24 protein-coding genes are annotated in these 23,602 nt (G+C 59.6%); 9 read left to right on the top strand and 15 right to left on the bottom strand.

Features of this window, described 5'->3' with window-relative positions; translation table 11 throughout:
• The coding region (locus tag AACY11_RS18795) for a transposase domain-containing protein (protein WP_339495501.1) at positions 1 to 96 on the top strand (96 nt) is incomplete at its 5' end.
• A gap of 837 nt (positions 97 to 933) precedes the next feature.
• The gene (locus AACY11_RS18785) at positions 934 to 1,209 is read left to right on the top strand and encodes a DUF3077 domain-containing protein (RefSeq protein ID WP_339434269.1); all 276 of its coding nucleotides are present in this window, start codon (positions 934 to 936) and stop codon (positions 1,207 to 1,209) included.
• A gap of 50 nt (positions 1,210 to 1,259) precedes the next feature.
• On the opposite strand, the gene AACY11_RS18780 is transcribed toward AACY11_RS18785, so the two are convergent.
• Positions 1,260 to 1,940, bottom strand: coding sequence for an RES family NAD+ phosphorylase (locus tag AACY11_RS18780; RefSeq protein WP_339434268.1), 681 nt, complete (start codon positions 1,938 to 1,940; stop codon positions 1,260 to 1,262).
• The gene (locus AACY11_RS18775) at positions 1,937 to 2,347 is read right to left on the bottom strand and encodes an MbcA/ParS/Xre antitoxin family protein (RefSeq protein WP_339495498.1); all 411 of its coding nucleotides are present in this window, start codon (positions 2,345 to 2,347) and stop codon (positions 1,937 to 1,939) included. Before AACY11_RS18775 ends, AACY11_RS18780 begins: the two co-directional genes overlap by 4 nt.
• A gap of 333 nt (positions 2,348 to 2,680) precedes the next feature.
• Here AACY11_RS18775 and AACY11_RS18770 point away from each other — a divergent pair, with 333 nt between their 5' ends.
• Complete coding sequence (locus AACY11_RS18770) at positions 2,681 to 3,607, top strand: LysR family transcriptional regulator (RefSeq protein ID WP_339434266.1); 927 nt, start codon at positions 2,681 to 2,683, stop codon at positions 3,605 to 3,607.
• Here the strand turns inward: AACY11_RS18770 and AACY11_RS18765 are convergent.
• From AACY11_RS18765 to AACY11_RS18740, 6 genes are all read right to left on the bottom strand, one after another.
• Positions 3,524 to 3,841, bottom strand: a complete 318-nt coding sequence (locus tag AACY11_RS18765; RefSeq protein ID WP_339495497.1) for an AzlD domain-containing protein — start codon at positions 3,839 to 3,841, stop codon at positions 3,524 to 3,526. The two genes, AACY11_RS18770 and AACY11_RS18765, sit on opposite strands and share 84 nt — an antisense overlap.
• Positions 3,820 to 4,536, bottom strand: a complete 717-nt coding sequence (locus AACY11_RS18760) for an AzlC family ABC transporter permease (RefSeq protein WP_339495496.1) — start codon at positions 4,534 to 4,536, stop codon at positions 3,820 to 3,822. The genes AACY11_RS18765 and AACY11_RS18760 overlap by 22 nt, the downstream gene beginning before the upstream one ends.
• The gene (locus tag AACY11_RS18755) at positions 4,533 to 4,910 is read right to left on the bottom strand and encodes a GNAT family N-acetyltransferase (RefSeq protein ID WP_175555635.1); all 378 of its coding nucleotides are present in this window, start codon (positions 4,908 to 4,910) and stop codon (positions 4,533 to 4,535) included. The genes AACY11_RS18760 and AACY11_RS18755 overlap by 4 nt, the downstream gene beginning before the upstream one ends.
• A gap of 79 nt (positions 4,911 to 4,989) precedes the next feature.
• Positions 4,990 to 5,736: a 2OG-Fe dioxygenase family protein gene (locus AACY11_RS18750; RefSeq protein WP_166218415.1), complete on the bottom strand. Its 747-nt coding sequence runs from the start codon at positions 5,734 to 5,736 to the stop codon at positions 4,990 to 4,992.
• A gap of 231 nt (positions 5,737 to 5,967) precedes the next feature.
• On the bottom strand, positions 5,968 to 7,254 hold the full coding sequence (locus tag AACY11_RS18745; protein ID WP_339434263.1) for an OprD family porin: 1,287 nt from the start codon (positions 7,252 to 7,254) through the stop codon (positions 5,968 to 5,970).
• A gap of 297 nt (positions 7,255 to 7,551) precedes the next feature.
• The gene (locus tag AACY11_RS18740) at positions 7,552 to 8,220 is read right to left on the bottom strand and encodes a DsbA family protein (RefSeq protein ID WP_339495495.1); all 669 of its coding nucleotides are present in this window, start codon (positions 8,218 to 8,220) and stop codon (positions 7,552 to 7,554) included.
• Between the two features lie 247 nt (positions 8,221 to 8,467).
• On the opposite strand from AACY11_RS18740, the gene AACY11_RS18735 reads away from it, so the two are divergent.
• Positions 8,468 to 10,561: a TonB-dependent receptor gene (locus AACY11_RS18735; protein WP_339495494.1), complete on the top strand. Its 2,094-nt coding sequence runs from the start codon at positions 8,468 to 8,470 to the stop codon at positions 10,559 to 10,561.
• A 131-nt stretch (positions 10,562 to 10,692) separates the two neighbouring features.
• Here AACY11_RS18735 and AACY11_RS18730 read toward each other — a convergent pair whose 3' ends face one another.
• The 4 genes from AACY11_RS18730 to AACY11_RS18715 form a co-directional block, all read right to left on the bottom strand.
• Positions 10,693 to 10,905, bottom strand: a complete 213-nt coding sequence (locus AACY11_RS18730; protein WP_339434260.1) for a hypothetical protein — start codon at positions 10,903 to 10,905, stop codon at positions 10,693 to 10,695.
• 245 nt (positions 10,906 to 11,150) lie between these two features.
• Entirely contained in the window at positions 11,151 to 12,257 is a 1,107-nt protein-coding gene (aguA, locus tag AACY11_RS18725; RefSeq protein WP_339431540.1) for an agmatine deiminase, read from the bottom strand.
• A gap of 5 nt (positions 12,258 to 12,262) precedes the next feature.
• On the bottom strand, positions 12,263 to 13,141 hold the full coding sequence (gene aguB, locus AACY11_RS18720; protein ID WP_339463968.1) for an N-carbamoylputrescine amidase: 879 nt from the start codon (positions 13,139 to 13,141) through the stop codon (positions 12,263 to 12,265).
• A 302-nt stretch (positions 13,142 to 13,443) separates the two neighbouring features.
• Entirely contained in the window at positions 13,444 to 16,356 is a 2,913-nt protein-coding gene (locus AACY11_RS18715; protein ID WP_339495493.1) for an aminotransferase, read from the bottom strand.
• A gap of 147 nt (positions 16,357 to 16,503) precedes the next feature.
• Here AACY11_RS18715 and rfbC point away from each other — a divergent pair, with 147 nt between their 5' ends.
• The 4 genes from rfbC to AACY11_RS18695 are packed head-to-tail and all read left to right on the top strand — an operon-like array spanning position 16,504 to position 20,734.
• Positions 16,504 to 17,049, top strand: a complete 546-nt coding sequence (rfbC, locus tag AACY11_RS18710) for a dTDP-4-dehydrorhamnose 3,5-epimerase (protein WP_221731050.1) — start codon at positions 16,504 to 16,506, stop codon at positions 17,047 to 17,049.
• A gap of 42 nt (positions 17,050 to 17,091) precedes the next feature.
• A complete protein-coding gene (locus AACY11_RS18705) occupies positions 17,092 to 18,900 on the top strand; it encodes a sensor histidine kinase (protein ID WP_339431543.1) in 1,809 nt (602 codons plus the stop codon).
• Entirely contained in the window at positions 18,897 to 20,282 is a 1,386-nt protein-coding gene (locus AACY11_RS18700; RefSeq protein ID WP_339431544.1) for a sigma-54-dependent transcriptional regulator, read from the top strand. Before AACY11_RS18705 ends, AACY11_RS18700 begins: the two co-directional genes overlap by 4 nt.
• Entirely contained in the window at positions 20,279 to 20,734 is a 456-nt protein-coding gene (locus AACY11_RS18695; RefSeq protein WP_339431545.1) for a thioesterase domain-containing protein, read from the top strand. The genes AACY11_RS18700 and AACY11_RS18695 overlap by 4 nt, the downstream gene beginning before the upstream one ends.
• A 63-nt stretch (positions 20,735 to 20,797) precedes the next feature.
• On the opposite strand, the gene cysQ is transcribed toward AACY11_RS18695, so the two are convergent.
• A complete protein-coding gene (gene cysQ, locus AACY11_RS18690; RefSeq protein WP_339431663.1) occupies positions 20,798 to 21,625 on the bottom strand; it encodes a 3'(2'),5'-bisphosphate nucleotidase CysQ in 828 nt (275 codons plus the stop codon).
• 11 nt (positions 21,626 to 21,636) lie between these two features.
• Positions 21,637 to 22,203, bottom strand: a complete 567-nt coding sequence (gene nudE, locus AACY11_RS18685; RefSeq protein ID WP_339431546.1) for an ADP compounds hydrolase NudE — start codon at positions 22,201 to 22,203, stop codon at positions 21,637 to 21,639.
• An 88-nt stretch (positions 22,204 to 22,291) separates the two neighbouring features.
• Between nudE and yrfG the strand changes: the two genes are divergently transcribed.
• Entirely contained in the window at positions 22,292 to 22,954 is a 663-nt protein-coding gene (yrfG, locus tag AACY11_RS18680) for a GMP/IMP nucleotidase (RefSeq protein ID WP_339463965.1), read from the top strand.
• Between the two features lie 94 nt (positions 22,955 to 23,048).
• Here the strand turns inward: yrfG and lysM are convergent, their stop codons facing one another.
• Positions 23,049 to 23,498 carry a peptidoglycan-binding protein LysM gene (gene lysM / locus AACY11_RS18675; protein ID WP_339431548.1) on the bottom strand — a complete coding sequence of 150 codons (450 nt, stop codon included), beginning with the start codon at positions 23,496 to 23,498 and terminating at the stop codon, positions 23,049 to 23,051.
• Positions 23,499 to 23,602: the final 104 nt, after the last annotated feature.

Raw genomic sequence — 23,602 nt, 5'->3', positions numbered from 1 at the left:
CCGTACGCGTATCTCAAGGATGTACTGACGCGATTGCCGACGCAGAAAGCCAGTGAGATCGAGCATCTACTGCCGCATCAATGGATGCCTGGCTGATCTACGCAAGGCGTATTCCCCATACGCTTACAGAGGACCTTCCTTATCTAGAAGTAAAGGGTAGTTTTAGAGGTAGAAAAGAATATTTACCTTCAGAAAAATCATTAATAGCAAATAGTTAAATATCCATTCGACTCTTGGTGCCGCACCATACAAAACGACGCCCCTGCAGAAATGCAGGGGCTTTGTTGTTTCTGGGGTGTTTATATTTTTAGCAGCGTTTCAGCTTCAGTAGAAATAGCGCCTCTCCTCTGCACACGTCGATCTAACGCGCGGCCTCACCGGCCTTCATCTGACGTACAGACTCCAGTAAATCGTGCTGGAATTGGTCCAGTTCATCGACCATCGCTGATCTCCTCGTTCTGGTGTTTAGGAAGGGCTAAGGGCAAGTCGTAACCGACAAAACGCACGCCGCTAAATCCTGAGAAATGTGTTGTAACGACATGCCAAGCAAAGCCACTACTGGCCACGATTGCGCGCCTGCCACTCCCCAAGCTACCGTCAAACCCGTCGCTGCCAATTCAGCGACCGGGCCTGAGAACCCGGGTAAGATACAGGCGCACCAGCGCCCCACCCACAATTGCCGGCGCTTTTTTTAGTGTCCGCATTCACGTGTTATGGCGGCTGTGCGTGGGAGACCTTCGGGTCTGCCGGGTTCCTGTATCTCCGGTTTCTCAGCCTGCGCATAGCTGCCACCCTTTCGCCTGAGAACGAAAATGGCGGCTCTCATTTGATACAGGGAGTTTCACAAATGAATGTCATTGATCCATCCGTAATCCGCCGCGCTGCCACACCGGTCACCTCACTCCACGCCTTCCGTACGGCAGGTGAAACGAAATGACCGACTACCTCGATTTGAAAACCCCAGGCCTTACGCACTTTTCCTTCCAGGCCAATCAAGCGCTGTTCCGCACCAATCATGGTGTTCCAGTGATCGCCGCCCTCTCACACGCCTCACACTTGCTTCACATCTCCAAACTACTGACCGCCGACTCCACAGTCTCGCGCGATCCTGATCTTCACGCTTATGCCTCGCAGTATTTGCAGGAGTTGAGCAAGGCGCTGATCGACGACGTGGTGAAAGTGCTGGATGCGCCAACAGCAAGCCATTGACGAAAACCATCGATATTAAGCCCTCACTATTTCGAGGGCTTGTTTGCGTTTCAAACCTGACTGATCTCAAACACAAACGAAATCCTGCGCTGACTCGCACTCCACACATACCGCAGATGCTTGCCCTGTTTCGGAATCGACACCGCCGGCGGCCTAAACGCGGCGACACATTCATGGCCCGGCAGGCGGACGCTGTTGTAGAGCAGGCCCCAGGATTCGGACTCGCGCAGTTGCCGGGCAAATGCCTGGGACGGGCCATAGGCGTCTGGATCAGGTTGATGTAAGTCGGGAAAGCCGTGGCGAATATCGTGTAACGGTTTAACCACCCGATTAACGTAAGTCCGCATGGTCAACTCAAGGTCCGCTTCTTGGGTCGCCGCAAGAAATCGCTCCTGGTGATAACAAGTCTCGGCAATGGCCGCAGCCTGACTGCTCGCAGCGTAGTAGACGCCGAAGGTGCCATCGGTGAAGCGGCTGCTTTTGCCGATGTGGGTGAACGCGGCCATTACCGGGGTCGAACCGGGGCCGGAGAGTCGGTCTTCGGGGCGTACGCGGGCGAGGACGCCGGCCTGTTCGATCAGCCGATCATTGGTCAGCGCTTCCAGCGCATAGGCGATTTCCAGGTCTTCGGGGTCGAGCACGTCCTCGAACAACGCAATCGGCGGGAAGCTGCTGTTGACGATCCGAAAGGCTTTCGGCCATTGCGGCTCCACCAGCGGCGGGGGCTTCAACCGCGCACCCCGTCGAGGTAACGGCGAACGTCAGCGATGTCGACCACCCTCCCCGCCAGCATGTAATCCAGCGCCGTCCGGCCATTGAATGGCGCGGCAGCATTGGGGCTGCTGACCCAGATGTAGGCGCGTTCGCGGCTGTTGCTGAAGATGATGCTCAACGCCTTGTGAATGCCCATCAGATACGAGATGCGCTCCAGCGTGTCATGCGGCAGGCGTATGTTCGGCGGCAGGTGTTTGTACTTGTAGAACGTGGTGTTGCCGACGCCCCCCAGCAATGTGCGCTGCTGCTCGGCGTTGCAACCCCAGCGCTCCATGAGGTTGAAGAAGAACTTCAACGCAACACGCCCGGCTTCGGGGACGTCGAGCTGTTCGCGCGGGGTGAGGACTGGGGATGAGGTAGGCACGGTCGCCTCCATTGATGGGTCACATACGATCCAGCCTAGTACAGATATGGATATTTTTTATCTATTAATCCGCAAATGAATCAATTCGTCTCTTTTATCAAATCCTCGAAAGAGCCAAGAATTGTTATTCCGAGTCAGCTTTTTTTGACCTTCATCACCCCAACGTCACCAAAAACCCCGATCCTGTGTCAGCCTCCAGCCATCGGTGGAGACATCAATTCGCTACTAAACCCGCGACAACTATGCTCAGGTGCTGGAATATAGCCGGCATAAGACGCCGGACCGGCAGTCTCGTAAACAACAATACCCAGCCCACTTTAGAGGGCATTACCCATGGATAGCAGAACCTTACGCAACCTCATGCGCATCGTGCAGACCGGCTCTTTGTCGGCCGCAGCCGAGCATTCGTGCCTGACTGTGCAGGCGTTGGCCGCGCAGTTGAACAAGGTCGAAGAGCAGTTCGGTTTCCGCTTGTTTCGTCGTTCCAACAAAGGGCTGACGCTGACGCCGCAAGGCACTGAGCTGACGCCGTATATGGACAGAGTGCTGATTGCCACGCGACAGATGGAAGATAAAGTCGAGGCTCTGAAAGTGCCGGGGCAGCGTACGTTGAAGGTCGCGTTGAACAACACGTTGTCGCCGGACTTCAACCGGCGAATGATCGGGCGCCTGATTGAGGTGTTTCCCGATTATCAGATGGAGTTCAGCTACGCCGAGTCGATGGAAAACCTCAGCAAGCTGAAAAATGAGGACTTTGACCTCGCCGTGCTGATTGGCCCGCAGCGACCGGGTTTGCCGAGCATCGTCCTGCCCGAGGTGCAGGTGCAGGTGGTTGGGGCACATTGCGGTCAGGAGAATGATCCGCTGACGTTGCTGGGGGACAAGTTTCAGGTGCGTCCTGCGGAAGACTGTCCGTATTCCCACAGCTTCTTGCGTTTTCTCGACGCCGGTCTGGGCAATCACGAGAACGGACAGCGCATGGTCTACTCGTGCAGCGAAACCCTGACGCTGTCGCTCATCACGCAGATGGACGCGGTGGGCATGGTCTCGCGTGAGGCCGCGCAGAAAAACGGCCTGACGATTTTCCCCGGGTTCGAGGATTTCCTCGAGGTGCGCCTGGCGGTGAACAATCCTGAGTTGTCGAGCCAGGCGTTGAGCGATGTCGCCGCACTACCGCTACATGAACGAGCCGAGCGCAATGTACGCAGCCGTGCCAACCGCCACACTGAGAAAGAGGTTTTTGCTGAAATACGCACATAACAGCGTCGGAATCGCGGCATAGAATTCCGGGCGATCGAGCTGTAGGTGCTGATCCTTGATCAACAAGGGTGTCAGGCTGATCGCAGCGACGATCGCCACCGGTAAGTATTCCAGCGCCCGTGCAATAAACGGCGGCCAGTGCTCGGTGTTGACTTGCAGTGGCAGCGCGCGTGGCAGGAAGGTCACGGCCATCATCAGCGCGACCACCAGAATCAGGAACGCTTGGTCAGGCATACACCGACTCCGCAGCCCACAAACGTGGCGATAAACACATTAAACGGCGAGCTGCTGACCAGGCTCAGTGCACCCATGCACAGCACGGCCGCCGCGGCGGCGATGAGTTTGTTGCGGGTGTTGCACAGTGACACCAGCACGTAGAGCATCATTGCGGTCAGTGCGTAATCGAGCTGGTATTTGATCAGGTGCGCCGCGTACTGCGCGCACACCGCTCCCAACAGGCCTCCGAGCACCCACGAGGTGTGGCAAAACAGGTTGAAGCCAATCAGATACCGCACGTTCACCGGTGCGCCGGTGCCCAGTTTCACGCTGTGAAAAGCAAAGGATTCGTCGGTCAGGCCACCGGCGTAACACCAGCGCTCCATGCGACTGAGGCCCATGGCACGCAGGGCCTTGGCCATGTACACCGACATCAGCATGTGCCGTGCGTTGATCAGGAACGTGGTCAGCACAATGGTGGTCAGCGACGCACCGCTTGAGATCAACGCCAACGCCGCAAACTGCGAAGCCCCGGCATAAACAAACAAGCACATTGCCACCGGCAGCCACATGGGCAACCCGGTATTCACAGCCATCAAGCCGAATACAAACGACACCGTGAAATACCCGGCCACCACCGGACTGGCTTCGGCAAAGGTGCGCGACGGCTGATGATTGACCATCAGCGGCGCACTGCCGGACGTTTCATTCATAGGTCCCTCTCAAATGTCCGTTCGCCGTGAGGCTCGCAAAAACCCTGGGCAGTCCAGAAACGCTTGCCCGCGAGGTTAGCATCGTCGACGAACAGAAACATCCGCAACACACCGACCCGCTTCATGTCGGACGACGCCGCTTCAACCAGACGTTGACCGACGCCCTGGCTGCGATAGCACGGGCTGACGGCCAGATGGTTGATCGTGCCGCGGCTGCCGAGCATGCCGCCCAACACCGCGCCGACGATTTCGCCGGCCACGTCGAAGGCGAGATAGGCCGTGGTGGTTTTCTGGATCAACACACCGCGCAGACATTTGGCGTCCTGCCATTCGCAGAACGACACTTCGTCGAACTGGCGGAAGAAGCGCTCCATGGGTTGCGCATCCTTGGCCGTGGCGCGTCGCAGCACCACGGGCGTCGAACACTCGACGCCGTCGATTGGGGTGATCTGATTAGCGAACAATGTCGAAAGCGGTCCCGGGCCGCGAGAAGGAAATCGCCAGAATCTGCCGGTACGCCATGGCATGGGTGTGCGTGTTGCGCGCCGGGGTCACGTAGTGGCGCATGTCGCGGTCGAGGAAGTAAGTGGTGTCGAGAATTTCCTGGTAGGTGGTCGACGCCAATTGATGCTCGTGAATGTCGTACAAACGACTTTCCGCACCCTCGACATTGTTGCGCCCCCAGAAGTGCACACCGCTGAACGGATAACCGTCGCAGTGAATCCCTTCGGGGGTAATTTCCAGTTGTTTGCCGGGTTTGATCTCGATGCGGATCTGATGGATCTGGCACTGCCAGATTTCATCGTGCAGTTCTTCCGGCAACACGCTTTTGTACACTTCGAAATCGGTGTCGATCAGGCTGCGCATCACCGGCGACTCGATGACTTCATCAGAGAAATCCTGAAAGTGGCGCACCAAACCGCCGACATAAGCGTTGTTTTCCTTGGACTGCACGTAGGCGCGATGCTCGAGTTGCTTCAGTTCACGCGTCTTGGGGTTGTACTCAAAGTCGCTGTAACGACGGTAACGCATGCCGGCTTCGGCCTGACCGTAGTAGCTGTCAGGCTCCATGTTTTCCCAACTTTTGGTCAGTCTGACGAAGTCGGCAAAATGACCGTAGAGATTGAAGTCACCACCCTGGACGTTGACATATTTGTCGCGCCGTAGCGATTCGCCCACTTCTCTGTTCAAAACGATCATTACCAAATTCTCCGCTGCGTTGAGCGGCCTAATCTATTAGGTGGAGAATTTGCGTCCATGAGAAAGAATTTCAGGCATTTAAAGCCCTGCTTGAAACGAAGTTTGAAGTGGCTGAAAAACAACTTTCACATGACAAAAACACGGTTTTTTTCTGGTTTCCACCGGGAAACAGTCGAAAAAAAACCCCGACCAGTCGGGGTTTTTCTCAGATGTATTACACCTGTTCGATCATCAGAAGATGTTGATCGGGTAATCGACGAATACACGCACTTCGTTGCCGCTGACGTTGTACTCGCTGGATTTTTGCGAAACACGCAGAATCGAGCTGCGCAGTTTCACGCTCAGGTCTTTGGCCGGGCCGCTTTGCACGACGTACTTGAACTGGTTGAAGATTTCGCGCTCGGTGCCGCCTTCACTGGTGGAGGTGGTGATGTTATCGCCACGCACGTACGCGAAGTTGTAGCTCAGACCCGGTACGCCGAAGGCGCCGAAGTCGAGGCCGTAGCCCAACTGCCAGCTGCGTTCGTCTTCAGCGTTGAAGTCCGACCAGTAGGAGTTGGCCAGGTAGATGGTGTTGCCACCGTCGCCGACGCGACCCTGACCTTTCTGATAACCGCCGTAGGCGTAGCCCAGGTTGCTGTCGCCGGTGGAGCGCTGGTGCGCCACGGTGAACGAGTGCGGACCGGTGGCGAAAGTGGCTGCCAGGCTCCAGATCTTGTTGTCGTCACCGGTTACACCGTTTTCGCGGACATAAGAGTTGTCCAGCTTGGTGCGATAACCGTTGAAATCCAGGGTCAGGGACTGATCCTTGTCGATCGGGAACACGTAGTTGGCGTTCACGTATTGTTTCTTCAACACGTCTTCAACGTCGGATGCGTAGAGCGCCGCCTTGAACTGTTCGGTGAACTGGTAGCTACCGCCCAGTACGTTGATCGATTTCAGACCACCGCTGTCACGGCCTTCAGCACTCTTGCGCGATTCGGCGGTGAAACGACCGGCGTTCAGCTCCAGGCCTTTGATCTCTTTAGAGGTGATCAAGGTACCGGTGTAGCTTTCCGGCAGCAGACGCGAGTTGTCGTAGTTCAACACCGGCAGGGCCGGCATCTGGTCACCGTAGGTCAGTACGGTGTTGGACACACGGAATTTGACCGCTGCACCAAACCTGGACAGATCGTCAGCCGCGTTGCCGCTGTCGCCCTGTTTGAAAAAGTCGATACCACCGGCGCCGCTGCGGCCCTTGCCGCCGTCCAGACGCAGTGCGTAAAGACCGAAGGCGTCAACGCCAACACCGACGGTGCCTTGGGTGAAACCGGACGAGAACGTACCGATGGCCGCTTGGCCCCACTCGGCTTTGTCTTTGTTACCGTCTTTGTAATCACGGTTGATGTAGGCATTGCGCAGCAGCACTTTGAGGCTGCTGTCTTCTTGAAAACCCTTGGACTCGGCCTGGTCGTTAGCCATGGCCGACGTGGCGCTCAACATCCCCAGAGCGATCAGGCTGATTCGCTTGTTCAACATTTTGTTTTCCTTATTACGGGTTGAAACGCACTGTGTCGAACGGCTGAAACGGCGCTCATGCGCTCTTTTTTCACTCCGAAACAAAAAGACCCGCCCACGATAAAGTCGTGTCGGGCCTTCTTGTTATTTTTGAGTCATGGCGGTTGGCCACAGGCGTTGGGGCGAATCCTAGCCGCGCCCGGAACAATGTGTCAATTTCAAGAATCGTCTTTAAATAGGCAAAAATCGTCTAAGAAACGTAATTTTTCCGCTGACTGGTTGCTCGAAAATGCTTGCAGCCAGTGAATCGCGCGCGTATCAGGCGCAACCGTCCAGTCCACAGAGGGCTGAAGCCTCGCCAACCCCTTCGCGGCCAATGGCCTCCCCCAACCATTGGGCAAAAGCCTGCGGCTTGCCCAGCCAGGGACTGATGTCGATGAGGGTAAATTGACCGTTCTGTTCCAACGCAAAAGTCGGAAATCCCTGCCCTCCCAGTTGGGCCAACAACCCACGACTGGCTTTTATGTGTGCCTCGGTATCAACCGATTCAACCCTGGACTGAAAGGGTTCCCCGACGTATCCCATTTGCTCCGCCAGTTCCAGGAGAACGGATTGATCGGCAATTCGCCGCCCCTCCACGTAATGCGCTGTCTGCAACCGCCCGAGCATCTGCAAACCACGCGCGTCGATGGCCTCTGCGGCCAGGACGGCGGCAATCGGAGGCGTCGAATCGAAAACGGCGGTGTGATCGCGCAGCAAACCTTCGAAATACGCCTCGCCAAACGGCTGCCCGGTGTATTCGGCGATGCGCCGGTCGTGGGGCATGACGTAATTGCGCAACTGTGGCGTCACGCGCTGGCGGTTGGTGCCGCTCATCATGCCGCCCGCATGGGCGATTACCGGCAACACGTGTTGCGCCGCTTGCACCAGCGGTTTGGCGCCGTAACACCAACCGCACAACGGGTCATAAATGTAGTGAAGGATCATCAGAGCGCTCCGGCAGGAAAGTGGGAAAAATCGATGCCGGCAGACTAGTGCTCAAGCTGTTGCAGAAAAACGCCGGAATGGCTTTCAGACTGTTTCGTGAATCGGGCGAATGATCGGGTGTATCCAGATAGACATAAATTGAAACAATCAGACCAGGGAACTTCTTCGGAATGATTAACGGAAGCAAATGCAAAGCATTACCATTCGCGCGCTCGATATTCTTCCCACCTTTCGGATGCGCTTTTCAATGCCTGCCCCGTTTCGTCTTACGCCCGTAACCCTTGGGCTTTCTGCTTTCCTGTCCAGCGGTTTTGCCTACTCGGCGACTGAACTGCCCGCCACCGCCATCAGCGCTGAAGCGCAAGCGGATGACCCGCGCGTCACCATCAGCAACACCGCGACGCGCACATCGACGCCGGTGCGCTATGTGCCGCAGGCCATCGACTCGATCAAAACCTCGAACGTCGCCCAATACGGCACCCACGACATCGGCGACGCCTTGAGTGGCATGCCCAACGTCAGCAGCAGCGCCGATACCCGCTTCGACAGTTTGCGCATTCGCGGCTTCGACGCCAGCAACGATTTCTATCTGGATGGCATTCGTGACGACAGCCAGTACAAGCGCGACCTGCACAACGTCGAACGGGTTGAAGTGCTCAAAGGCCCGGCCGCCGTGCTGTACGGCCGAGGCAGCCAAGGCGGGATCGTCAACCGGGTGAGCAAAATGCCGGTGCCCGGCCGCCGCTCGACCATCGAAGCCCAGGGCGGCAGCGAGGATCTGCGCAGTTTGTACGCCGATCTCAGCGCCGATCCGAGCGAGAACATCAGCCTGCGCCTGAACATGGGCAACATGGATGAAAACAGTTTCCGCGACGGCGTCAGCGGCAACCGTCAACTGTTCGCGCCGTCGATGAGCTGGCAACTGACACCCGACCTGAACTGGCTGGTGCAGTACGAATACAGCCGCTACAACCGCACGCCGGATCGCGGTATTCCAGGGGTCAACGGGCGTCCGGCGGAGGTGGGCCGCGACACGACTTACGGCAACGAACACGACTTCATCGACGACAAGACGCAGTCCTTGCGTTCAAAACTCACTTACGAACTCAACGACAACTGGCAACTGCGCCAGACCTTGGGTGTGTTCAAGCTCGACAGTGATTTCGACAACACCTACCTCACCGGATATACGCCTGCGACCCACAAGGTCACGCGCCAGCACTGGCAGCAGGACCTGACGACTCGCAACGTCTACAACAACCTGGAACTGGAAGGCGCGTTCGACACATTCGGCCTGGAGCATCGCCTGCTCACGGGTATCGAAACCGGCAGTCAGCGCCGCGATCCAAAGCTGTATAACGCGGCCACCGGCCGGACGCCGGGCGCGCAAGCCGTGCCAGCGCTTGATCTGTTCAACCCCAATCGCGACCGGCGCCACACCGGCGCGATGCAGCGCTCAAGCAGTAGCCACACCGAAGTCGAAAGCCGCGCGGTGTACGTGCAGGATCAACTGCGCCTGAACGATCAGTGGCAAGTGCTCGCCGGCCTGCGCTACGACACCTTCGATATCGAGTCGACCAACAAACTCAAGAACATGTCCGAAGACCGCGACAGCCACAGCACCAGCCCGCGCGTGGGTCTGGTCTGGACGCCGCTGCACGATCATTCCTTCTACGCCTCGTGGTCCAAGACCTTCTCGCCAGTGGGCGGCGGTCTGATCGGCATCACGCCGGGCGCGGCCGGTAACAGCAACGACCTGAGCCCCGAGCTGACCAGGCAGAAAGAAATCGGCGTGAAGAGTGACTGGCTCGATGACCGTTTGAGCACCACCCTGGCGATCTATGACCTGGAGCTCTACAACCGCCGCACCACCGATCCGAACGATCCAACCCTGACCATCATGACCGGCCTGCAACGATCTCGCGGGATTGAGCTCACCGCCACCGGCAAGATCGTCGGCAACTGGTATGTGCGCGGTGGCGTTGGTGTGCAGGATGCGAAGATCGAGAAGGACAACAACGGCCTCAAAGGCAAGCGCATCAACAACGTCGCCAAGCACAACGGTAGTCTTTTCCTGACCTGGAAACCGGAGATGGGCTGGTACGGAGAAACCGGTCTGACCCTGGTTGGCCAGCGCTATGCCGATAACGCCAACACCACCGTGCTGCCAGGCTATGGCCGTTGGGATGCGCTGGTCGGCTATCGCTTCAAGGACTGGGATTTGCGCGCGGCGCTGAACAACATCACTGATCGCGAGTATTACGCGTCGGCCACCAGTCAATATCAAATCCAGCCGGGGGCGCCGCGTAGCGTGGTGATGACGGGCACCTACAGCTTCTAAATCAGCGCAAAACCCTGTGAGAGGGGGCTTGCTCCCGAAGGCGTCCTGTCAGTGTTCACACTGGATTTTGCAACGCCCATAAAAAAGCGCCGCCATCCCGGCAGCGCTTTTACCCATCGCTGTTGTTTTTCTTATCCTTGCATCACAGCCCACAACGCATCCAGTTCTGCTTCGCTGAACAGGTCAGCGGGGTAACGCTCGATCATCATCCGGCGCGGATCAGCTTCCCTGATCTGACGCGTTCCATTGGATTTCAACCAGTGCGCGACTACCTGGAGCGATTTGCCGTTGACGGCCATGGGGCGCAAAGTTCGTGCTCTGACTGTGTTCACTTCGGCGTTCATTTCGGCGCTCTCCCCCCGTTAATGAGCGGCTAAGTTATCCAAGGTTTATGACAGAACTGTTGAAGTTCTCCTCCCTCCCTAGTACTCAAGATTCAATACAAGAGCTATGCCAATGTTTCGCACTTGTCGACAAGCGGATACAAAGAAGCCCGCCGTCCAACAGGGCGGCGGGCTTCTTTGTCTATCAGGCAAGCAAATCGTCGCCCGGCTGATTGTCCAATCAACTCAAGCTGTTACGACTCAACTCACTCTTTGTGCGGCGCTGGCTGCTGTTGGGTAAGGCAGTGAATATTGCCGCCACCCAGTAACAGTTCGCGGCCTGGCACCATCACCACTTCGTGCTGCGGGAACAGGTTCTGCAGGATTTCCCTGGCCGGGCCGTCCATCGGATCGTCGAAGCTCGGCGCGATGATGCCGCCGTTGACGATCAGGAAATTCACGTAGGAACCCGCCAGACGCACGCTCGGGTTGCGCTCTTGCGTGCCGTCCACCGGATCAACGCCAGCGCACTCTTCTTCGGTGGCAAACAGCGGCCCCGGAATCGGCATTTTATGCACCGTGAACGGGCGTCCCTTGGCGTCGGTGCTGTTTTGCAGCACGTTCATCGCCGCCTGGCAGCGTGGGTAGTTCGGGTCCTGTGGATCGTCGGTCCACGCCAGCAGCACTTCGCCCGGACGCACGTAGCAGCAGAAGTTATCCACATGGCCGTCGGTTTCGTCGTTGAACAAACCGTCCGGCAGCCAGATGATTTTATCCACAGCCAGGTTGGCGCTGAGCACCGCTTCGATTTCTTCGCGGCTCAGGTGCGGGTTGCGATTGCGGTTGAGCAGGCATTCTTCGGTAGTGATCAGCGTGCCTTCGCCATCGACGTGAATCGAACCGCCCTCGAGCACAAAACCTTCGGTGCGGTAACGCGGACTGCGCTCGATCTCAAGGATCTTGCCGCCGACTTGCGCGTCGCGGTTCCATGGCGAGTACAAGCCGCCGTCAAAGCCGCCCCAGGCGTTGAAGTCCCAGTTCACGCCGCGCACTTCGCCGCTGTTGTTGATGACGAACGTCGGGCCGCTGTCGCGTACCCAAGCATCATCGCTGGACATCTCGACCACGCGGATATTCGGCACGTCCAGACGCGCACGGGCGTTTTCGTACTGGCCGGCAGAAACGGCCACGGTCACCGGCTCGAAACGGGCGATGGCTTTAGCCACTGCCGCGTGTGCGGCTTGCGCCGGTTTTCCGCCCAGACGCCAGTTGTCCGGGCGCTCGGGCCAGATCATCCAGGTCTGAGTCTGGGGTGCCCACTCGGCCGGCATGTGGAAGCCGTCGGCGCGCGGGGTACTTTTCAATGTGGTCATCGGGATCAGGACTCCAGGGAACCGTCGAGGGTTTTCAACGCGCCGTACAGATTCGGCCGGCGGTCACGGAATGAACCCCACGCGCTGCGAATATGTTCGAGCTCGTCGAGGTTGAAAGTGTGCACCAGAATACCTTCTTCGGTTTTATTCAGCTCCTGCACTTTTTCGCCGAACGGGTCGGCGATGAATGATGAGCCGTAAAAGGTGATGTCGTAGCCGTCTTGCTCTTCATTGCCGATGCGGTTGCTGGCAATCAGCGGCATCAGGTTGGCGCCGGCATGACCCTGCTGCACGCGCTGCCAGTGATCGCGCGACGAGATGGTTTTGTCGTGCGGCTCGCTGCCGATGGCAGTCGGGTAGAACAGGATTTCCGCGCCTTGCAACGCCATGCTCCGTGCGGCTTCCGGGAACCACTGATCCCAGCAGATGCCCACGCCGATCTTCGCGTAACGGGTGTTCCACACCTTGAAGCCGGTATCGCCCGGGTTGAAGTAGTACTTCTCGTGGTAGCCCGGGCCGTCCGGAATGTGGCTTTTACGATAAATCCCGAGGTTGCTGCCGTCGGCGTCGATGATCGCAATGCTGTTGAAACGCGCGCGCCCGGCCAGTTCGTAGAAGCTGATCGGCAATACAACCTGCAACTCTTTGGCGACTTTGCGGAAATGCTTGATCGCGACGTTTTCTTCAACCGTCGTGGCCAGTTGCAGATAGTCCGGGTTTGGCTTCTGGCAAAAGTACGGCGCCTCGAACAATTCCTGGATCAGGATGATCTGCGCGCCTTGGGCGGCCGCTTCGCGCACCAGCCTTTCAGCGGTTTCAAGGTTGGCTTCCAGATCCCACGAACAGGCCATCTGAGTGGCGGCGACGGTAACGATACGGCTCATGAATCATCTCCGGGCAAGGGCTTTGACGGTCGAGGATTCGACCGAAGAGAAAAAACGCGCGCACCGGACAAAAATCGCCATGCCGGAGCAATGGCGACTTTATAGCCGATAAATATCGGCTTTTGAAGCTACAAAAATGTATTTCGTCTGATTTTAAAGACTTAATACCGATACAAATCGAATTAAAACCACCAAACGAAAGGTGTGGGGCTTGCTCGCGAAAGCAGTGTGTCAGTCACTTTGGATGTCGACTGAAGCACCGCTTTCGCGAGCAAGCCCGCTCCCACAGGGGTTCGTGGGTTTTACAAGCCTTCGGTGAGCACCCGGTCGAGCATGTCGACAAAGAAGTCCACACTGCGCCGCGGCGTCACCATCGGCGGTTTGATCTTGAGGATGTTCAGGTCATCGCCGGTCGGCTGCATGAAAATCCCCAGTTCGCGCAGACGATCACACAGCAACGCGGTCTCTTCGGTCGCGGGCTCCAGCGTCTCGCGGTTGCGGATCAACTCCAGCCCCAGATAGAACCCCGAACCATGCACGGCGCCGACCAGCGGATGTTTATCGATCAAGGCTTCGAGCCGCGCCTTGAAGTGGCCGCCCACCACTTGGGCGTTCTCCCAGAGTTTTTCTTCCTCCATCACATCCAGCACGGCCATGCCGATCTGGCAGCTCACCGGACTGCCACCGGCCGACGAGAAGAAGTAACCCTCAGCCTCCAGCGCCTCGGCGATTTCCCGGCGGGTGATCACCGCGCCCAGTGGCTGGCCATTGCCCATGCCTTTGGCCATGACGATGATGTCCGGTACCACGCCTTGCTCTTCGAAGCCCCAAAAGAAATGGCCCATGCGCCCGTAACCGACCTGCACCTCATCGGCAATGCACACGCCACCCTGTGCGCGGACCCGCGCATACACCTGCTGCAGATACCCCGGCGGCAGCGAGATGCCACCGGCATTGCCGTACACCGGTTCGCAGATGAACCCGGCCAGTTGGCGCTTTTGCTCGGCGATTTTCGCCAAATGATGTTCGACGCTGCGCACGTAGTCGGGCGCCGAATCGAGGCCACGAAACTTGCCGCGATACATGTTCGGCGCGGTCACTGGATGCACCCAGTCCGGACGGCTTTCGAGGGCTTTGGGGTTGTCGGCAATCGAGGTCGACACCGCATCGGCGCCCACCGTCCAGCCGTGGTAGGCCTCCAGCACGCTGACCATGTCGCGACCGCCGCTGTAAGCCCACGCCAGGCGGATCGCCAGGTCATTGGCCTCGCTGCCACTGTTGACCAGAAACACCCGATCCATGCCCTCCGGCGCCAGCTTCAGCAAGCGCTCGGAAAACTCGGCGACCGCCGCATAGTTGAAGCGTGAGTTGGTATTGAGGAGCGACCATTGACGGGCAGCGACCGCCGCCATGCGCGGATGGCCGTGACCGAGCACTGCCACGTTGTTGAGCATGTCGAGATAGGAACGGCCCTGCATGTCGATCAGATGGTTGCGCCAGCCGCGCTCGATGCGCGGCGGATCGACGTAATAGTGTTTTTGTGTGCGGGCGAAACTGGCATCGCGGCGTTCAAGCAGGGTCTTGGCGTCCAGTTCTGGCTCGGCGTCGCAGGCCAGCCCCAATAACCCCGCCGGTGACGGGCACAACGCTTGCCACGCGGCGGCGCGCGATGGCGTACAGAAGAGCGGCGCATTCAGTTGCGCACCGCGATTCAGTTGCACGATCAACGGCCCGCTGACCGCGCCCAGCACCTGACCTTTGACCAGCGCTGCGCCGCTGTGCAGCGAAGGCGTCACGCCCCACAAGCGCACGCTGAGCTGAGGGCCGTCGAGTTGCAGCACGCCATCTGCGTGCTGATGAACCACCCCGGCAAACGGCGACTCCACGGGTGTGCCAGTGGGCACGCGCAATTCGACGTGCAGCGCGAACGTGTCCGGTTCTTCAGCGCTGTCCGGCCGGGTGCGCGACAAACGGTATTGGCCATAACGGCTCGCCGCCAAACCATGGGCCGCCGCCGCGTCGTTCAACAGACGCTGATCGATGCCGTCCTGCTCCCAGTTCCCAGCCTCGAAATGCGCGCTCAACACGCCGAGGTCGATCAACGCAAATTCGCGTCCGACCAGACTCGGCAGCAACGGTACAAATCCTTCGCTGTTGATCGTCGGCAACGGCTGACCGACGGCGCTGAGAATCGCCGCTTCCATCAGTGCCAGCGGCACCGAGGTGGCCACGCGGAAGATTTCCCACTCATGGGTCAGGTTGTCGCGGCTGTAGGCGTTGCCCGGATCGATGCTGACCTGCTGCTCGCCACTGAGCACCAGCACCGCCGCCCGAGCGACGATCAACGGCCACAAGGCTTGCAGCTCTTCGTGTTGCAGCGGATTGACCGCGTGATAGGCCTGAACCGCCGGCAGAATGACAAACGGATCGCCACCGGCGTGATGCAGCAACGCCGCACAGGTCACCGACAAATCGGTGATGCGCCAGGTGCGGACCAGATCACCGAAATCGATCACCCCCTGCAACTGCCAATGACGCTGGGCGTCGCGTGCCCACACCGCGTTGTCATCGGTGATGTCCATGTGGATCGCCTGCACCGGCAGCTTGTCTGCCAGCGGCTGCAAACGGCGCTCGGCCTGTTCGGCGGCGTCGGCGATCAAGGTGCGCTGCTGATCGTCCCTGATCACTGGCAGCAAATGGCCGATCAAAGCGCTGGCATGGCGCGCGTCCCACTGCAACGTGCGTTCCAGGCCAGGATGGTCGAAGCCTGCCAGCGCCAGGTCCATCTCGCCACAAAGCCTGCCAAACCCGGCGACCACTTCATGGCCGAGGTGATCGAGATGCGTGAGCGGCTGGCCTTCGATGTAATCCAGCAGCCGCACATGCACCGCTTCGCCGTCGACATCCAGCGTCAGCAAGTCCTGACCGTTATGGGCGGCAATCACCCGGGGCACGTTCACATCGCAGTGCTCGGCCAGATGTTTCAGGCCGGCGTGCTGGGCTTGCAGCTCCACAAGGGCGTAATCGCCCCGGCAGATTTTCATGACAAACCGCCCGCGCTCAGTGTCGATGCGGTAATTGAGATCCTGCTGGCTGCCGAGGGCCTGCAACGTGCCGCTGAGCCCGTAGTGCTCGGCCAGCCATTGCAGGGCCTGCGCCTGCGAAACCTGCGGGCTGGGCAAACTGGCGCGATGAATCAACGTGGCGAGCGACATGAAACGACCCCTGAAATTTTATTAGGCGCCTATATCGCCACTGCAGCAGAGGATGCGCAACCCCTGATCGTGGTTATTCGAGCGCTCGCATCCGTCGGCACTTTGCGCAAGAATGTCGGCCATTCACATCTGCCTATGGAAATTCTCATGAATGTCATCACCACCGATCTGCCCGGTGTTCTGATCATCGAACCCAAGGTGTTCGGTGACGAGCGCGGTTTCTTCTACGAGAGTTTCAACGCCAAGGCGTTCCAGGACGCCACCGGTCTGGACACCCAATTCGTCCAGGACAACCACTCGCGCTCGCAAAAAGGCGTACTGCGTGGCCTGCATTACCAACTGCAAAACACCCAGGGCAAACTGGTTCGCGTCACGGTCGGTGAAGTGCTCGATGTGGCCGTGGACATCCGCCGCAGCTCGCCGCACTTCGGCAAGTCGGTAGCGGTGCGCCTGTCGGCTGAAAACCATCGTCAGCTCTGGGTGCCGGAAGGTTTCGCCCATGGTTTCGTGGTGCTGAGCGAGTTCGCCGAGTTCCTCTACAAGACCACCAACTACTACGATCCCTCTTCCGAACGCAGCATTCGCTGGGACGACCCTGCTCTGGGCATCGACTGGCAACTGGACGAGGCGCCAAAACTGTCCGCCAAGGATCAGGCAGCAGCGCTGCTCAAGGACGCTGACGTCTTTTCCTGAGGCCGGGCATAATGCGCCTGTTCACTCAGGCGCATCCGGCTTATGAAACCCTCTCTCCCTCGCAGACCCCGCTGGCGCAGCCTCGCCCTTCTGGCCCTGTGCCTGGCGCCACTGCTGTGGCCGCTGGAGCATCTGGCTGAGCGCTATTACCGCAGCGAACTGGCCGGCCAGAACCGCCAGACCCTCGACCTGTACGTCGCCAACCTGTTGGGCACCCTGCACCGCTATGAAGTGTTGCCGCAGATCCTCGGCCAACTGCCGGCCCTGCGCGCTGTGCTCGGGGCGCCAGACGATGGGGTGACCCAAGGCAACGCCAACCGCCTGTTGAAAAACATCAGTGCGCAGACCGGTGCCGAAGTCATGTACCTGATGGACACAACCGGGAAGACGCTGGCCGCGTCGAACTGGGACAAGCACGACAGCTTTGTCGGCCGTAATTTTTCCTTCCGCCCCTATTTCAGCGAAGCCATGGCCGGACGTCTCGGGCGCTTCTTCGGTCTGGGCACCACATCGGCCAAGCGCGGCTACTTTTTCGCCGCCGCCGTGCACGATGGCGAGAGAATCCTGGGGGTGCTGGTGATCAAGGTCGATCTCGATCACACCGAAAGCCTGTGGGGCAAAACCCCGGAACAACTGCTGGTGACCGACCACAACGGCGTGGTCATCCTTACGTCGCGCCCGCAATGGCGCTTCCGCTCGACCCGCGCGTTGAGCGACGCCGAACGTGCCGCCATCAGCGCGATCCAGCCCTACCCGACCCGAGAACCGCGCCCGCTTAACCTCAGCCCCACCGCCTGGCTGACCCAGACTCACGACATCGCCGAAACCGGCTGGAGCGTCAGCATCCTCGCCCCGCGCACCCTGATCGACCGCCCGGTGCGCACGGTGGTGGCCATTGGCGGCGCCACGCTGTTGGTGTTGATGCTGTTGCTCGGTCTGATGATGCAGCGCCGTCGCCACTATCTTGAGCGCATCGCGTTTGAAGCCAAGGCGCGGCGAGAACTGGAAGGTCGCGTCGCCGAACGCACCAGCGATCTGGAAGGCCTCAATCGTCGTTTGAAGCAGGAAGTGCTGGAGCGGGAAACGGCCCAGCAGGAGCTGGTACGTGCCCAGGACGATCTGGTCCAGGCCGGCAAACTGTCGGCGCTGGGCACCATGTCGGCGAGCATCAGTCACGAACTCAACCAACCCCTGGCGGCCATTCGCAGCTACGCCGAAAACGCCGAAGTGCTGCTTGATCATCAACGCACCGACGACGCACGCGGCAATCTCAAACTGATCAGCGAGCTGACCGGGCGCATGGCCTCGATCATCGCCCACTTGCGTGCCTTCGCCCGTCGCGACCGCCATGCGCCGGAAAGCGTGGCCCTGCAACCGGCGCTGGACGATGCGCTGGCCTTGCTGGCCAAACGTCGGCGCAGCATGGAGGTTGAGCTGATCCGCGACCTGCCCGCCGCCACGCTGTGGGTCGAGGCCGGGGAAACGCGCTTGCGTCAGGTGCTCGGCAACCTGTTGGCCAACGCCCTCGACGCGCTCACCGAAAAAGGCCCGCCACGCAAATTGTGGCTGAGTGCCGAATCCACCCCCGAGGGCGTCAATCTGTACATTCGCGACAACGGCCCGGGGTTCTGCATGGAAGCCCTCGGCCGCGCCAGTGAGCCCTTCTACACCACCAAGACCCGCACTCAGGGCCTGGGGCTGGGCTTGGCGATCTGTGAAACCCTGATGCGCGCCTTCGGTGGAGAACTGTCGTTCGCCAACCACAAGCAAGGTGGCGCCTTGATAACCCTGCGCCTGCGCGCCGGCGCGCCCGGGGTCAGCCTGCAACCGTCCGAGGATCGAAGTGCATGAGCATCGACAATCGCATTCAGGTGGTGTTGATCGACGACGATCCGCACCTGCGTCAGGCCCTTGGCCAGACGCTGGATCTGGCGGGGCTGAAAATCCTGCCGCTGTCCGAAGCCAAAGGTTTGGCCGCACAACTGGAGCGCGACTGGCCGGGCGTTGTCGTCAGCGACATTCGTATGCCCGGCATGGATGGTCTGGAATTGTTGAGCGAGTTGCACGCCCAGGACCCGGAATTGCCCGTGCTGCTGATCACCGGCCACGGCGACGTGCCTCTGGCGGTGCAAGCGATGCGCGCCGGCGCGTATGACTTCCTCGAAAAACCCTTCGCCAGCGACGCCCTGCTCGACAGCGTGCGCCGCGCCTTGGCCCTGCGCCGACTGGTGCTGGACAACCGCAGCCTGCGTCTGGCCCTCAGCGACCGCAACGAGTTGAGCGCGCGTCTGGTCGGCCACTCAAAACCGATGCTGCGCTTGCGTGAACAGATCGGGGCATTGGCAGCGACCAAGGCTGACGTGTTGATCCTCGGCGAAACCGGCGCCGGCAAAGAAGTCGTCGCCCGCGCGCTGCACGATTTGTCGAGCCGCCGTAACGGCCCGTTCGTGGCGATCAACGCCGGGGCATTGGCCGAGTCCGTGGTGGAAAGTGAACTGTTCGGCCACGAACCCGGCGCCTTCACCGGCGCGCAAAAACGCCGGATCGGCAAGTTCGAATTCGCCAACGGCGGCACGCTGTTCCTTGATGAAATCGAAAGCATGAGCATGGACGTGCAGGTCAAACTGCTGCGCATGTTGCAGGAGCGCGTGGTCGAGCGCCTGGGTGGCAACCAACTGATCCCGCTGGACATCCGCGTCATCGCCGCGACCAAGGAAGACCTGCGTCAGGCCGCTGATCAGGGGCGTTTCCGCGCCGACTTGTATTACCGCCTCAACGTCGCGCCGCTGCGCATCCCACCGCTGCGCGAGCGTGGCGAAGATGCTCTGGTGCTGTTCCAGCACTACGCCGATGAAGCCAGCACTCGCCACGGTTTGCCGCCTCACGAACTGCAACCGGCACACCGCGCCTTGCTGCTGCGCCACACGTGGCCCGGCAACGTGCGTGAACTGCAGAACGCCGCCGAGCGGTTCGCTCTCGGTCTTGAATTGGCACTGGATGACACCGGCATCGAGGGCGGCGGCACGACCGTGGAAGTCATCAGCGGAGGGCTCAGCGAGCAAGTGGAAAACTTCGAGAAATCGTTGATCGCCGCCGAACTGGCGCGCTCCCACAGCTCGGTACGCAGCCTTGCCGAAGCCCTCGGCGTTCCCCGCAAGACCTTGCACGACAAACTGCGCAAACACGGCTTGAGTTTTGCCGACAGTGGCGCCCAAGGAGACGAAACCGAATGAACCGTGACAGCCGCTATCTGCAATCGGTCCTGCATCACGACATTCCCCTGACCCAGGCGATGGGCCTCAAAGTGCTCGACTGGCAGGCGCAGCAGTTGCGCCTGCACTTGCCGCTGGACGCCAACGTCAACCACAAGAGCACCATGTTCGGCGGCAGCCTCTACTGCGGCGCGGTGTTGGCCGGCTGGGGCTGGTTGCATTTGCGGCTGAAGGAAGCAGGGATCGAAGACGGGCACATCGTCATTCAGGAAGGGCAGATCAGTTATCCGCTGCCAGTGACGGGGGATGCCACGGCGATCTGCCTGGCGCCGGATGCGGCGGTGTGGAAGAGGTTCGTGGCGATGTATCAGCGTTATGGCCGGGCGCGATTGACCTTGAATACGCGGATCGTCAATGCCGGCAGTGATGAGGATGCGGTGACATTCAGCGGGCAGTACGTCCTGCACCGCTAACCCGCAGGAACTCACCATGCGGTTGCGGCGAGGGAGGGCTCGCCACAACGGTTCGTTCACCGCTCAGGAACGGGCGAGCTCCAGCAATTTTGAACGCCACGCGGCCTTCGCCGGCAGGGCCAGAAACGACGTATTGAGCAGCGATTCGCGCGCCGGGTAACAGAACGCCTCACCCTGCAAGTCCAGCACCTCACCGCCCGCGCCTTCGAGCACGCCTTGCGCCGCCGCCGTGTCCCATTGCGAAGTCGGCGCCAGGCGCGGATAGCAATCCGCCGCGCCTTCGGCCAACAGGCAGAACTTCAGCGAACTGCCGATATTGGCCAATTGCAGCTCACCCAGACTGGCGCTCAACCCGGCCAGCAAGCGTTCCTGCTCAGGACTCGAATGCCTGCGGCTGGCCACCACCGTGAACGCCTCACCCGGTCCCGGCACATCACGCACCTGAATCGAAACCGGCGTACCGCCCTTGTCACAACGCCAGGCACCGAGCCCGGCACCGCCGACATAGAAACGACCGTTGGTTGGCATCGACACCACGCCAAACACCACCCGACCGTTGTCGATCAGCGCAATGTTGACGGTAAATTCTTCACTGCCGCTGATGAACTCTTTGGTGCCATCGAGCGGGTCCACCAGCCACCAGCGCTGCCACCCGGCGCGAACGCCTTGCGCGATGTCGGCGTCCTCTTCGGACAATACCGGGATGCTTGGATCGAGCGCCTTCAGCCCGGCGACGATCAGGTGGTGTGCGGCCAGGTCGGCCGCCGTAACCGGCGAATCATCCGACTTGGCGGTGACTTCAACACCTGATCGCCAAAACGGCAAAATCGCCTCACCGGCCTGCAATGCCAACTCGACCACCGGCGCCATCAACGGATGGGGAAAATTCATCGACACTTCACTCATGATTGAAAGGATCCACGCTGGGTCAGCAGGTCACGGGTCAGATACAGCGCGGCCAACGCGCGGCCTTCGGAAAACTGCGGATTCATTGCCAATGCCGACAACTCGCGCAGATTGACCTTGTCGACCCGCATCAGCTCGGGCTCGTCGCCCTCAAGCCGCTCCTCGTAAAGATCAGTGGCCAGCACCACTTGAATCTTCTGGCTCATGTAACCGGGCGACAGCGACAACTCGGTCAGATGTTCCAGTTGCCGCGCGCCAAAACCGGCCTCTTCCTTAAGCTCACGCTCAGCCGCCGCCAGCACATCTTCGCCCGGCTCGATCAAACCTTTGGGCAAGGACAATTCGTATTCATCAGTACCGCCGCAATACTCCTCGACCAACACCGCGTGTTCGGCGTCGAGCATGGCCACGATCATCACCGCGCCGTAACCCGCGCCCTTGCCGACCAGCCGCTCATAAGTGCGCTCCACGCCATTGGAAAAACGCAACTTCAATTCTTCGACGCAAAACAGGCGACTGGTGGCGACGATCTCGCGGGCGAGTACGGTGGGTTTCTGGCGCATGCAAAGCTCCTTGGCGTGAACGCGCTACTATAACGCGGCTTTCCCGATTGTTTACGTCGGATATCTTTCTACCGCTCGAGACGTTGCCATGCCTTCTTTACCGTGGTCTGACATCGATACCGTTCTGCTGGACATGGACGGCACGTTGCTGGATCTGCACTTCGACAACCATTTCTGGCTGGAACACCTGCCCCAGCGCTACGCCGAACTGCACGGCGTGAGCCGCGCCATGGCCGAGATGGAGTTGCAGCCGCTGTTCGAGCGACATGCCGGCCAATTGCAGTGGTATTGCCTGGATTTCTGGAGTGCCGAGCTGAAACTGTCAGTGCGTGAACTGAAACAGGAAACCGCGCACTTGATCGCCCTGCGCCCGGATGCCGATACCTTTCTGGCGGCGATAAAGCAGGCGGGAAAACGGGTGATCATGATCACCAACGCGCACCGCGATTCGTTGTCACTGAAACTGGAACGGGTCGAACTGGCGCCGTACTTCGAGCGGCTGATCAGCTCGCACGATTACGGTTACCCCAAGGAGAATCCGCAGTTCTGGGACGCCTTGCAGGCCGATATCGGCTTTGATCCGGCGCGCAGCCTGTTTATCGACGACACCTTGCCAATCCTGCGCAGTGCGCGTGATTTCGGCGTGACACATTTACTGGCGGTGAAGGAACCAGACAGCCGCAAGGGGCCTAAGGACACCGCTGAGTTTGCGGCGGTCGAGGACTACCGCGATTTGCTTGCAGGGCTATAGAGCGAGTCGCCTGCTTCGCGAGTTCAAGCCCGCTGCCATATTGGAATACGTTCCTCTGTGGGCGCGGGCTTGCTCGCGAAAGCGGCCTTGAGTCTTACTCGGGAATACGCAGCACCTGCCCCGGATAGATCTTGTCCGGGTGTGTGAGCTGAGGCTTGTTCGCCTCGAAAATCTTGTTGTACTTGTTGGCATCGCCGTACTCACGCTTGGAAATCGCGCTCAGCGTGTCACCCTTCTTGACGGTGACAAATTTCGCGGCGGTTGCAACACCACCGGTCACGGTGATCTGGTCGTCTACGCCACTGACGCCGTCGACGTTGCCAAGCGCCAGGAGGATTTTTTCTTTTTCTTCCTGGCTGGCCGCTTCACCCGTGGCAATGACTTTCTCGCCTTCAACCTTGACCTGAATCTTCGACGTGTCGATTCCCGTCAGCGCGTCCTGCACATGCTTGGTCAGCGCCTCGCCATTGGCTTGGGCCTTGTCCGGCGTGAGCGCATCAAGGATTTTTTCACCGGCATCTTTCAAAAAGCTGAATAGGCTCATCGTGTTTCACTCCATGGAATAAAAGGGGTCAGACGTCAAAGCCTAGACCACCTTCGCCAAATACGGTTCCACGCCGACCAATGACCCACCCCAGCCACAAGCGT

The sequence above is a fragment of the Pseudomonas sp. RA_105y_Pfl2_P56 genome, from assembly GCF_963970845.1.
In the GTDB taxonomy this organism is placed as follows: domain Bacteria; phylum Pseudomonadota; class Gammaproteobacteria; order Pseudomonadales; family Pseudomonadaceae; genus Aquipseudomonas; species Aquipseudomonas baetica_A.
The sequence above is the reverse complement of the archived record's forward strand: the minus strand, read 5'-3'. Positions and strand labels throughout refer to the sequence as shown.